At 62.8% G+C, this 11,933-nt stretch carries 11 protein-coding genes and 1 pseudogene; 7 read left to right on the top strand and 5 right to left on the bottom strand.

Annotation, left to right across the window (positions count from 1 at the left end; translation table 11 throughout):
* Positions 1–373 (top strand): flavin reductase family protein (locus tag Q2941_RS48165; RefSeq protein ID WP_458197052.1); only part of this gene is annotated, 373 nt, incomplete at its 5' end.
* Between the two features lie 34 nt (positions 374–407).
* Here Q2941_RS48165 and Q2941_RS48160 read toward each other — a convergent pair.
* Positions 408–1,316: an NAD(P)-dependent oxidoreductase gene (locus Q2941_RS48160; protein WP_458197051.1), complete on the bottom strand. Its 909-nt coding sequence runs from the start codon at positions 1,314–1,316 to the stop codon at positions 408–410.
* Between the two features lie 178 nt (positions 1,317–1,494).
* Here Q2941_RS48160 and Q2941_RS48155 point away from each other — a divergent pair, with 178 nt between their 5' ends.
* The 6 genes and pseudogenes from Q2941_RS48155 (at position 1,495) to Q2941_RS48130 (ending at position 7,847) form a co-directional block, all read left to right on the top strand.
* A complete protein-coding gene (locus Q2941_RS48155; RefSeq protein WP_027528443.1) occupies positions 1,495–2,478 on the top strand; it encodes an ABC transporter substrate-binding protein in 984 nt (327 codons plus the stop codon).
* A 75-nt stretch (positions 2,479–2,553) separates the two neighbouring features.
* Positions 2,554–4,248: a dihydroxy-acid dehydratase gene (gene ilvD, locus Q2941_RS48150; protein ID WP_458197050.1), complete on the top strand. Its 1,695-nt coding sequence runs from the start codon at positions 2,554–2,556 to the stop codon at positions 4,246–4,248.
* A gap of 122 nt (positions 4,249–4,370) precedes the next feature.
* Entirely contained in the window at positions 4,371–5,216 is an 846-nt protein-coding gene (locus tag Q2941_RS48145) for an ABC transporter ATP-binding protein (RefSeq protein WP_458197049.1), read from the top strand.
* Positions 5,213–5,998: an ABC transporter permease gene (locus tag Q2941_RS48140; RefSeq protein ID WP_458197048.1), complete on the top strand. Its 786-nt coding sequence runs from the start codon at positions 5,213–5,215 to the stop codon at positions 5,996–5,998. Before Q2941_RS48145 ends, Q2941_RS48140 begins: the two co-directional genes overlap by 4 nt.
* Positions 5,995–6,760, top strand: a pseudogene (locus Q2941_RS48135) (ABC transporter permease). Before Q2941_RS48140 ends, Q2941_RS48135 begins: the two are co-directional and overlap by 4 nt.
* Before the next feature lie 40 nt (positions 6,761–6,800).
* Complete coding sequence (locus Q2941_RS48130; RefSeq protein ID WP_458197047.1) at positions 6,801–7,847, top strand: 2,5-dihydroxypyridine 5,6-dioxygenase NicX family protein; 1,047 nt, start codon at positions 6,801–6,803, stop codon at positions 7,845–7,847.
* On the opposite strand, the gene Q2941_RS48125 is transcribed toward Q2941_RS48130, so the two are convergent.
* The 4 genes from Q2941_RS48125 to Q2941_RS48110 all read right to left on the bottom strand — a co-directional run.
* Positions 7,844–8,836, bottom strand: a complete 993-nt coding sequence (locus Q2941_RS48125) for a 3-hydroxybutyryl-CoA dehydrogenase (RefSeq protein WP_458197046.1) — start codon at positions 8,834–8,836, stop codon at positions 7,844–7,846. The genes Q2941_RS48130 and Q2941_RS48125 overlap by 4 nt on opposite strands.
* Entirely contained in the window at positions 8,833–9,927 is a 1,095-nt protein-coding gene (locus tag Q2941_RS48120) for an NAD/NADP-dependent octopine/nopaline dehydrogenase family protein (RefSeq protein WP_458197045.1), read from the bottom strand. The genes Q2941_RS48125 and Q2941_RS48120 overlap by 4 nt, the downstream gene beginning before the upstream one ends.
* Positions 9,924–11,459: a class I adenylate-forming enzyme family protein gene (locus tag Q2941_RS48115; protein ID WP_458197044.1), complete on the bottom strand. Its 1,536-nt coding sequence runs from the start codon at positions 11,457–11,459 to the stop codon at positions 9,924–9,926. The genes Q2941_RS48120 and Q2941_RS48115 overlap by 4 nt, the downstream gene beginning before the upstream one ends.
* Positions 11,460–11,461: 2 nt before the next feature.
* A partial coding sequence (locus tag Q2941_RS48110) for an acyl-CoA dehydrogenase family protein (RefSeq protein ID WP_458197043.1) occupies positions 11,462–11,933 on the bottom strand: 472 nt, incomplete at its 5' end.

The following is an 11,933-nucleotide window of genomic DNA, read 5'->3' as shown; positions in this document are numbered from 1 at the left end:
TCTCAATCCACCACTCGTGCTCTGGAGCCTCGTGGTCTATTCGTCGAGCCTGACCGTATTTCAGAATGCCAGCCATTTCGCAGTCAACGTGCTCGGCGCCTCGCAGCAGGCGCTTGCGAACAAGTTCGCAAAATCTTCGGACGACAAGTTCATTGGTGTTGGCTGGAGTCCCGGGCTCGGGAACGCGCCGCTGCTTGCCGAAAGCGTTGCCAATTTTCAGTGCCGGTCTGTCAATCGATATTACGGTGGCGACCACGTGATCTTTCTTGGAGCGGTCGAGGCCTACTCCTACAATCGAAACGAACCTCTGCTTTTTGCGCGGGGGGCCTACGGGCGTTTTTTGCCGGACGATGATCGCCAGAACTCCTCGTAAGACGGACCAGTTCGGCGCCCGCATCCGAACCAATTCAATCTTTCGGCGCGGAGAGCTTGTAGATCTCCAGTGCATCGGCATCCGCGCCGCGGCTCGCGCTTGCAAGTCTGAACAGTTGCCCGGCGAGCGAGGCCATCGGCACAGGCGTCGAGGTGGCGTGAGCGACATCGGCGATGGTGTCGAGATCCTTCAGCATGGTCGCGATGTAGCCGAGCGGCGGGGAGTGAATGCCCTGAACCATCCGCGGGACGAAGAGCTGAAGGGGAATGGAATCCGCAAAGCCTCCGGCGAGGGCTTCCGGAAGCCGTTCTGCGTCGATTCCGGCGTTCACGGCAAGTCGCGTTGCTTCGGCTAGGACGGCCATCGCGCAGCCCACGATCACCTGGTTGCAGAGCTTGGTGGTCTGGCCGGCGCCGATCGGGCCCATGTGTGTGAGCCTGCGTGCCATCGTGAGGACGTACGGCCGCACCCTTTCGACATCTCCGGGATCTCCGCCCGCCATGACCGCTAGCGTGCCTTCCTCTGCTCCTTTTGTGCCGCCCGAGACCGGTGCGTCAATCCAGCCCATACCGTTTGCCGCCTTAAGCCGCGCAGCGATGTCGCGCGCGGCATCCGGATGGATGGATGAGAAGTCGACGACGAGCTTGCCCGCGCCGGGGGCTGCCGAAAGTCCTTCGGGGCCGAAGATCACCTCCTCGACCGCCGCGGCATCCGTCAGGCACATGAAAACGATGCCGGCACAGGTCAAAACGTCCCGGGGGCTGGCTTCGCGTTTCGCGCCGACTTCGACGAGCGCGGCCGCCTTCGCGGCCGAGCGGTTCCAGATCGCCACCTCATAGCCGGCCGCGAGGAGCCGTCGGGTCATAGGCGCTCCCATCAATCCGAGGCCGAGATAGCCGAGCTTCTCGGCGGGATGCGGGTTCGCGCCTGCGGATTCAGCCATGGGTCGCTTCCTTCTGTCGCGGTGCAATGCTGGTTGAATGTCGCCCTAACATACACGGGAGCTGATGGGGAAATTGCGTCGGTGCGCATGGCTTGCCTGACTGTTTGAACCATGAAACATTTGGTTCCTGGTCGGATTGGGTGGCGCCGGTCGGCGCCGAAGCAGCGGAGCGGGCATGATGCGGACGGTTTCAAAGTGGATCCTGGCATTTGGGGCGGCTGCGGCTATCGCCGCGAGCACGGGCTCATCGCAGGCGCAACAGACGATCCGTGTCGGCTGGACCATTCCGGCCGAGGAATCCAAATATTGGATGATGCGGCGGCCGGCCGAATTTCCCGACCTCGGCAAGACCTACAACATCGAGTGGACGCAATTCCAGGGCACGGCGCCCATGACGCAGGCACTCGCCGCCGGCGCGCTCGACTGCGCCACGCAGGCGCCCTTGTCGCTGTCCAATGGCGTGGTTGGCGGCAATCTCAAAGCCTACATCGTGGCTCAGCACGTGTTCGAGAAGCCGGGCGGCTTTTCGGTCTATTGGGCGGTGATGGACGACTCACCGATCAAGACGATCGCCGATCTCAAGGGCAAGACGGTCGGCATTTCAGTGATCGGAGGCGGCACCCAGGGGCCGTTCAACATGCTGCTCAAGCAGAACGGTGTCGATCCCGCAAAGGACATCAAGCTCGTCGAGGTCGGCTTTGCGGTCTCGGAAGACGCACTACGGCAGGGCCGGGTCGACGCCGTCAACATGAACCAGCCATTCGCTGCGCGCGCGGAAGCAAAGGGCGGCACGCGCAAGCTGTTTTCGCTGTCGCAGGCCATGCCGAACATCGTGCATATCCTCGAAGCCTGCCGCGCCGATTTCGTCGACAAGAATCCGGAGCTGGTGAAAGCCTACGTGCGCGACATCACCTCGGGCATGAAGAAGGCGCTGGCGAACCGCGAAGAGACGCTGAAAGTGGTCTCGGAGGTGCTCAAGGCTCCGATCCCGGTCCTCGACACCTACTTGCTGAAGGACAATGATTTCGGGCGCGATCCAGGCGCCGCGCCGAACTTCCCGGCGATCCAGAAGATGCTGGATATCTACGCCGAGACCGGCATGCTGCCGAAACTGGATGTTGCGCAGTTCAAGCATCCGACCATCGTTGCGCCGTTGCAATAGGCAACTTGGCGAATAGCCGGAACAATTTGCGGCGTCCCAATATTGCGTGGGACGTCGAATGTAGATGATACAGGCATGAAGAAGCTGCGCTCCCGGGTAACGACTGACGGCCTCGACCGCGCGCCGCATCGCGCGTTCATGCGTGCGATGGGTCTGGATGACGCAGCCCTTGCCAAGCCGATGATCGGCGTCGTCAGCATGAAGGGCGAGCAGACGCCCTGCAACATGACGCACGATTTCCAGGTCGACGCGGCCAAGGCGGGCATCGAGGAGGCCGGCGGAACTCCGCGTGAGTTCACGACGATCTCGGTGTCCGACGGGATCAGCATGAATCACGAGGGGATGAAATTCTCCCTCTTTTCACGCGAGCTGATCGCTGACTCCATCGAAGCCGTCGTTCACGGCCTTGCCTACGATGCATTGATCGGCTTCGGCGGCTGCGACAAGACGCTTCCCGGTGTGATGATGGGGATGATCCGCTGTAACGTGCCGTCGATCTTCATCTACGGCGGCAGCGCATTGCCAGGCCGACTCGAAGGAAAAACGCTGACCGTCCTCGATTCCTACGAGGCGGTCGGCAGTTTCATGACCGGCGAGATTGAGCGTGCCACGCTCGAAAAGATCGAGCGGAGCTGCCTGCCGACCATCGGCGCGTGTGCCGGACAATTCACCGCAAACACCATGGCGATGGTTTCGGAGGCGATGGGCCTCACCATCCCCAATTGCTCGATGATCCCCGGCGTCTATCCGGAGCGCGCGCAGGTCTCGCGGCGTGCGGGCCGGCTCGTCATGGAAATGCTCGAGCGCGGCGGGCCACTGCCGCGCGATATCGTCACGCGGAAGGCGCTGGAAAATGGTGCTGCAATTGTCGCCGCCACCGGCGGCTCGACGAATGCGGCCTTGCATCTACCGGCAATAGCGAACGAGGCCGGAATTTCCTTCGCCATCGATGATGTCGGTGAGGTTTTTGCCCGCACCCCCCTGATTGGAAATCTGCGTCCCGGCGGCAAGTACACTGCAAAGGACGTTTACGATATCGGAGGAGCGGCCGTCGTCATCCGAGAACTGATCCAGAGTGGACACATTGACGGAAGCTGCCTGACCATCACCGGTCGAACGATTGCCGACGAGTATGGCAGCTCCAACGCGCCGGATGGTGAAGTGATTTATTCGGCCGGTACACCCATTATGAGCGACGGAGGCGTCGCGGTGTTGAAGGGCAGTCTCTGCCCTGATGGTGCCGTGATCAAGGTTGCGGGACTGAAGAACTTGTCCTTTGAAGGGCCGGCGCGTGTCTTCGAAGACGAAGAGGCCTGTGTCGACGCCGTGCGCAACCGGAGCTACAAGGCGGGTGAGGTCCTCGTGATCCGCAATGAGGGACCGGTTGGCGGTCCCGGCATGCGCGAGATGCTCGGCGTCACGGCGCTGATCTATGGCCAGGGTATGGGCGAGAAGGTCGCCCTCATCACCGACGGACGTTTTTCCGGCGCGACACGCGGCATGTGTATCGGGTACGTGTCCCCTGAAGCCTTTGTCGGAGGTCCGTTGGCGCTGGTGCGCGATGGCGATAGAATAAGGATCGACGCCGGCGGCCGTCGCATGGACCTGTTGGTCGATGAACAAGAACTCGCAACCCGCCAGCGCGACTGGAAGCCCCGGCCACCGCGTCACCGCGCCGGGGCCCTTGCGAAATATGCACGCCTCGTTGGGCAGGCTCCAGGAGGAGCAGTCACTCACGAGGGGCCAGCGGAGTGGCCGTGGTTCAAGTGATCGGGGCGAGCGTCGGAACGGCATTCGTCTGGCAAGTTTCTTGCTAGGTCGAGGCCAATCGTTAAGGGAATTGAGCAGGTCGTTCGTATTCGGAGTCGCGCACGCATGAGGCGAGAGACGGCATGAAGGTGTTGCCTTCGAGATCGAGCGAGATGACGGCCCAAGTGCCGGCGCAACAGCCCGCGACCGCAATCATCGAGATCGATCGTGTTTCGCAGATCTTTCAAACGTCGGCGCGCAAGGATCACCTTGCGCTGTCCGATATCTCGCTGGCGATCGAAGAAGGCGCATTCGTCTCCATTCTCGGACCGTCCGGCTGTGGCAAGTCGACGCTTCTCTATATCGTCGGCGGTTTCGTCAGTCCGACCAGCGGCTCTGCGAAAATGAAGGGCAAGACGATTACGGCACCCGGGCCCGATCGCGGGCCGGTGTTTCAGGAGTTCGCGCTCTTTCCATGGAAGACCGTCCTCGGCAACGTGATGTACGGGCCGCGTCAGCAAGGCGTCCGCGCGACTGAGGCGGAGGCACAGAGTCGCGCGCTGATCGAGATGGTTGGCCTCAAGGGCTACGAGAATTTCTTTCCCAAGGAGCTGTCGGGTGGAATGAAGCAGCGCGTCGCGCTGGCCCGTACGCTCGCTTACCATCCCGAAGTGTTGCTGATGGACGAGCCCTTCGGAGCGCTCGATGCTCACACGCGTACGCGGCTTCAGAACGACCTCCTCAACATCTGGGAACGCGACCGGAAGACGGTTCTGTTCGTGACTCACTCCGTCGATGAAGCGGTGTTTCTTTCAGACAAGGTCGTGATGATGTCGCGATCTCCCGGCCGCATCCGGCAGGTGATCGATATCGATCTGCCGCGGCCGCGCCGGCGGACCGAGCTGTTACTCGACCCGCGCTATCAGAAATACGTCGTTGATATCGAACGCATGTTCGATGACAGCGATGAAGCTGGTGCGAACGCATGACTTGGTCCGCAGCCATTGGCCGGCGCGTTGCTCCCTTGCTCGCTTGCGTTGGGCTGCTCGCCGCGTGGCAGGTGGCGGCGCTTGCGCTGAAGAACGACGGCTTCCCAACCGCGTTCGAGGCCATGCGTGCGGTTCCGGCCATCCTTGGCGACAAGGAGGCCCTGATCAATATCCTGGCATCGCTGCGTCGCATGACCATCGGCTTCGCCGCAGCCGTCGCCGTTTCGATCCCACTTGGGCTGCTGATGGGGCGGAGCCGGGCCGTGGCGGCTCTCTTCAATCCGCTTCTGATGGTGATCTATCCTGTGCCAAAGGCGGCGTTGATGCCGATCATTATGCTTTGGCTGGGCGTCGGCGATATCGCCAAGACGCTTGTCATCTTCCTCGGCGTCAGCCTGCCGGTGATCTATCACAGCTTTGAAGGCGCCAAGGCGGTCGAAGAGAAGATGCTATGGTCCGGGGCCGCCATGGGCCTGTCATCTGTACAACGCCTGGTCCGCATTGTGCTGCCAGCGGCAATGCCGGAAATCCTGACCGGTTGTCGTACTGGACTTGTGCTGGCGCTGATCACCATGATCACCAGCGAGATGATCGCCCGTCAGTCCGGCGCGGGCAATATCCTGTTCAATGCGCTCGACATGGGCCAGTACGACACCGTCTTCGCAATGATCATTATCGTCGGTGCCATGGGAATAGGCCTTGATGCTGCCTTCGAGAAGGTCCGGGCACGCCTGGTGCGGTGGTCGGAGCCCCAGTTCGACATTCCCCTGAGCTTTTCATGAAGTCGCGCGCGCTCTCAATGGACGTCCTCCTCGGGCTTCTGCCGATCGCCTTGCTCATCGCATTGTGGCAGGGACTGGTATCGTTTGGGGTGGCGCCAGTTGCGTTGCTGCCTCCACCGGGATTCGTTTTTACGCGGTTGCTGCAACAGCTTGCCACCGCCGGTTTTCAGCAGGAGATCATCGCAACCCTGTTCCGACTATTTGCCGGTTTTCTGATTGCGGTCGCGCTGGGAGTCGGCATCGGTATGGTGGCGGCTGCGAGTCCTGCGATCAACCGCGTCGTGCGGCCGCTCGTGCGGGTTCTCGCGCCGCTGCCAAAAGTCGCGCTTTATCCGGCGCTGCTGCTGCTGCTCGGCTTCAGTCATGAATCGAAGATCGCGCTGGTCGCTGCAGACGCGCTGTTCCCGATCCTTTTGTCCACCTATTATGGCGCCTCCACCGTAGAGCAGAAGCTGATGGTCGGCGATGGCGGCTGGTACGCCGCGGCGGGAGATCTTGCTCAAGGTCGTGTTGCCGGCCGCGATGCCGTCGATCCTGACGGGTTGCCGCATCGGACTTGTTATTTCCTGCATCGTGGTGTTCCTGGCCGAGATGATCACGTCGACCGACGGCCTCGGCCATGTGCTCATCACTGCGGCCCGCACGTTCCAGGCCGTTGACATGTTCGTGCCGTTGATCACGATCTCCCTGCTGGGATTGATCCTGAACGCCCTGTTGCAAGCCGCGCGGTCGTACCTGCTGCGGGGTTTTCCCGAGGCGTGATCTGAGCGAACAAGAGAATAAGAAAGTCGGGGAGTGAATCATGCTGGCAGATCGGATCGAGGCGAAATGGATCGACGCGTTCTGCGAGATTTTTGAGCGGTGCGCTGTCAGGGCCGGCGATGCGGCAGCCATCCTTTCGGAAACCCAGTCGCGTGCGCTCAACGTGCAGCTGGCGGAGCTCGCTCTGTTGCGTCTGGGCGCGCGACCGTTCCACGTCGTTATGCCCACGCCCAGAAACCGCCATATCGTGCCGGTCCGATCCACCGGGGCGAGCGATGCGATCCAGGGGATGGCGCCCGTCATCAGCGCGCTCCAGCAGGCTGGTTTCGTGGTCGATTGCACGATCGAAGGCTTGATGCATGCCGTGGAGACGCCGGAAATCCTCAAGGCCGGTGCCCGCATTCTGGTGATTTCCAATGAGCACCCTGAAGCGCTCGAGCGCATGGTGCCCGATCCAGCGCTCGAGAAGCGGGTTCGCGCAGCGGCGAAGATGCTGCGCGGAACGAAGCGGATGCGCGTCACGTCGAAGGCAGGCACCGCGCTCGATGTCGACATGGTCGGGGCTTCGACGGTCGGGGTCTGGGGGTGGACCGACAAGCCGGGCACGCTCGCGCACTGGCCGGGCGGCATCGTCGTCAGCTTTCCGAAGAGCGGGACCATCAACGGGACTCTGGTCATGGCGCCGGGTGACATCAATCTCACCTTCAAGCGTTACCTGACATCGCCGGTGAAGATGACGCTGAAAGACGACTATGTCGTCGAACTCGAGGGCGAGGGCACTGATGCTGCGATGATGCGCGCCTATCTCGCTGCGTGGGGTGACCGGGAGGCCTATGCGGTGTCGCATGTGGGCTTCGGCATGAACCCGGGCGCGCGCTATGAGGCCTTGTCGATGTACGATCAGCGCGACACCAACGGCACCGAACTGCGCGCGGTCTCCGGCAACTTCCTGTTCTCGACCGGCGCGAACGAATTTGCCGGCCGCTACACTGCGGGACATTTCGACTTGCCGATGATGGGAACCACGATCGAGCTCGACGGCGTTGCGGTCGTGCGTGACGGCGTGCTGCAGGACGTGTTCGGCTAGTCGCGGTCGAGCACTGGCGGCCGTGCAAGGCCAAAGTGCCGGAGCAGGTCGACCATCGCCTTCAGCCGCGTCTCGCGATAGGCGTCGACATCGAGGCCTGAATAGTCGAGGAAGCCCGCGCCGGTACGAAGTCCGATCCGGCCTTCCTGCATGTTGCGGGAAATGACCTCGGGCGCCCGATAGCGGTCACTGCCAAGCGCGCCTTCGAGGTAGCGGCTGGCGTAGTAGAGAATATCGCCGCCGCCCCAATCGATGAATTCCAGGAGCCCCAGGACGGCATAGCGGAAGCCGAACCCGTAGCGGATGGCCTTGTCGATCTCCTCGGCGCTTGCAACGCCTTCCTCGACCATGCGCGCGGCCTCGTTCATGGCCAGCGCCTGGATGCGCGGCACGATGAAGCCGGGCGTTGCGGCGCAGACCACCGGCACCTTGCCGATGCCTTCGAGCGTCACCTTGACTTGATCGACAACGGCCGGATCGGTGGCAGCGCCCGGCGAGACTTCGACGAGCGGGATGAGATAGGCCGGATTGAGCCAGTGCACGTTGAGGAAGCGGCCCGGATGTTCGATCACACCGGAGAGATCGTCGACGAGGATCGTCGATGTCGTGGAAGCAATGATGGTGTCACGCGGGACCTGCCTTGATGCGGCGGCGAGCACCTCGCGCTTGAGCGCGACGACTTCGGGGACCCCTTCGAAGACGAGGCCGGCGCTGGACAGGGCAGCTTCGCTTTCACTGGCCGGGACCACCAAGACTCGTCCGACGAGCATGTCGGCTTGCGCCTCGGTAAGTAGTCCCAGGCGCGCCAGACTCGCGAATGTCTTATGGACCTCGTTCAACGCTTCCGCCTCAAGCCTTGCGAACTCCTCCGCAGAACGGGCCTTGACGTCGATCATGGTGACAGCATGCCCGGCATAAGCGAAGGCGACCGCAATCCCGCGACCCATGCGACCGGCGCCGAGACAGGCGATGTTGGTGCGGGCGGTCATCGGTCAAAGCCCTCACGCAGCAATGTCTGCAATTCGGCTTGGCTGAGTTGGCCGAGGCCCAGGCTTGCGAGGGTACGACCGCCTTGAGCAAAATCCTCGCCGCAGATGGCGCCTCCGATGGAGAGGAAGGCTTTCGCGAGCGGCGTAGCAACGCCGGCCAACTCAGCGACGGAGACGAGGAACGATAGCCCGAGCTGGAGATCTTCCCGCATGTAGCGGTGGTCCCTGAGCACGATCCGCTCGCGCCAATCGCCGGAGTCGGTGAGGCGATCGTGCGAGCCGCGGCCGTACATCCAGATCTCGCCCTCCTTTGCATAATGGTGGGCGAGCGGGAAGTGCGGGGCTCCGTAGCCGAGCTTTTCGCGCACCGCGATGCGCTCGGCATCGAGCGCATCCGTCACCCGGCGGATCGCGGCTTGCGTGCCTTCCTTGTGAATGTCCCAACGTTCAAAATGCTCGATCGGGCCGGCGTTCATGACGATCAGCGGCGGATGAATGATCGGTCCGGCGTTCATCAAGGCGCCGGAGAGAGCGTCTCCACAGGGTTCAATCGCACCTGGAAACGCACGGCCGATCACATCGAGCGCGTGCGGCGCCTGGCTGAGCGGGAACACGCCGACCGGCAATCGCTTGGCGCGGATCGTGATCGCGACCTCGAACGGCCCATGCTTGCGCGTCAGCCAGGGCAGCGTGCCGGTTTCGGCAAAGCTCACCTTGGCGCGATTGCCGCAATCGCGCAAAGCCTGAGCGAAGATCATCGAGCCGAAGGTTGCCGGTGGCAGAAACACGACCTGTCCGTCCCGTAGGTGCGGCCCAAGCAGGCGAGCGATATCCGGCTGGGCAAAGGCCGGGGCCGGACACAGGATCAACTCGGTGTTGCTGATCGCCTCGGCAATGTCGGTGGTGACAAGCTCAAGCTTGACCTCGTGCCGGCCGCCGTGGTCTTTGACGAGAATGCGCGAGCCGGCCGCGCGGAGGGCCGCCGCTCGTTCTCCATCGCGCCGCCAGAGCCGAACCTCGTGCCCGGACAGAGCAAAATCGCCGGCGGCCGCGAACGAGCCATTGCCGCCGCCCAGCACGGCAATCTTCAAGAGACTTCTCCTTGCGCGCGCGACTGCGCGTCGAGCTTCTTCAGCAGGAAATGCTGCACCTTGCCCAGCGCCGTGCGAGGCAGGTCGGCGACAAAGACGATCTCACGCGGGACCTTGTAGCGTGCGAGCTGCGCCTGCAAATGCGCTTTCAACTGGTCCGCGTCGGGCCGACGGCCTGAGCGCGGGATCACATAGGCGATCGGCACTTCGTCCCAGCGCGGATCGGGCCTGCCGATCACGGCGCACTCGCTAACGTCAGGATGCTCCAGCAGGACGCGTTCGACCTCGGCCGGATAGACGTTTTCGCCACCGGAAATGATCATGTTCTTCTTGCGATCCCGGACCCAGAAATATCCGTCGTCATCGCACAGGCCAATGTCACCGGTGCGATACCAGCCGTCATGCAGCGCGTCGCGGGTGGCGTCCTGGTCGCCCCAATATTCGAAGAAGACGTTGGGACCGCGCACTGCGATCTCGCCAGGCGTTCCAGGCGGCACCTCGGCGCCGTCAGCGCCGATCACCTTTGCTTCACAGCAGAGGCCGGGCAGGCCGGTCGAGCCCGCGCGCGATAAATCGCCGCCGAGCCGGGTGTAGACGGCGATGGGGCAGGTCTCGGTCGAGCCATAGACCTGCAAGACCGGAACACCGCGCGCGACGAAGCGTTCGATCAGGTGCGGCGGCACGATGGTCGATCCCGTGGCGACGGCCTTCAATGACGAAAGATCGGCCGCACCCCAGCCGGGATGATCGCTCACCGCCTGGAGGATCGTCGGTACCAATACGGTCAGCGTTGGGCGGTCGCGCTCGAAGCTGGCAAGCGCTGCCTCCGGCGTGAAACGCGAATGAATCGTAACGGTCGCACCCAACTGCAGCGCCGGCGTGGTCTGGATATTGAGTCCGCCGACATGAAAGAACGGCAGCACCGTCAGGACGTGGTCGTCCGACGTCAGATTGTGCATGTGCTGACTCATGACGCCGTTCCAGAACAGCGCTTCCTGACGCAGCACCGCGCCCTTTGGCCGGCCAGTCGTGCCCGACGTGTAGACGATGAGGAGCGGGCAAGCGAGATCGGCATGTGGATTGCGCCCATCATGGTTGTCGCATTCCAGCAGTGAATCGAACGTGCTTCCGTCCGGCGGCGCGAAGTCGAGACCAACAAGGTTAATGCCCGGCAGGCTTCGATCCAGCTCAGGAATTACGCCGGAAAAAGCCTCTTCGAGCGCCAGCACCTTGGCGCCGGCATCCGTGAGAATGAAAAGCTGCTCGGCAACCGCGAGCCGCCAGTTCAGCGGGACCAGTATCGCGCCGAGGCGTGCGCACGCGTAGAGCAGGACGAGGTAGTCGGGACGATTCAAGCTCAGGATCGCGACGCGATCGCCGCGGCCGACGCCGAACTCAGCCTTCAACGCGCTGGCGGTCCGCTCGATGCGCACGGCAAAGGCCGCATAGCTCAAGCTCTCGCCTTCGAAATGGATCGCAGGCTTGTCCGGCGCGAACGCTGCGTTGCGATCGATCAGATGACAGAGGTCCACAATCAGTCGTCCGATTCGCCGGGCTCGTACAGCGCCTCGCGCCCGATGCGATCGAGGCAGAGCTCGGCCGTCCAGGGCAGCATCAGCGAGCCGCAACGGCTGTCGCGATAGATACGCTCCAGCGGCAACGATTTGAGCATGGCCTGACCGCCGCAAGTGCGGATCGCCAGCGCTGCGAGCTCGTTGGCACCCTCCATGACCGAATATTGTGCGGCGTAGGCCCGCAACACCTGCTCCTTGCTCGGATTGGCGCAAGCCTCGGTGACCGCCTGAAACCAGATCGCCTTTATCTGCTCGAGCTTGATCTGCATTTGCGCGACCGCGATCTGCTTGGTCGGATACATCCTGCGCTTGACCGGCGGCATGCCGGGAACCTCGCCGCGCAGATAGCGCACGGTGAAATCATAGGCCGCCTGCGCAATACCCATATAGGTCGGCGACAACGTAAGGAACATGTGCGGCCAGCGCATTGCC

Source organism: Bradyrhizobium sp. UFLA05-153, assembly GCF_054185185.1.
Note: the sequence above shows the minus strand (reverse complement) of the source record. Positions and strands in the feature narration are given on the sequence as shown.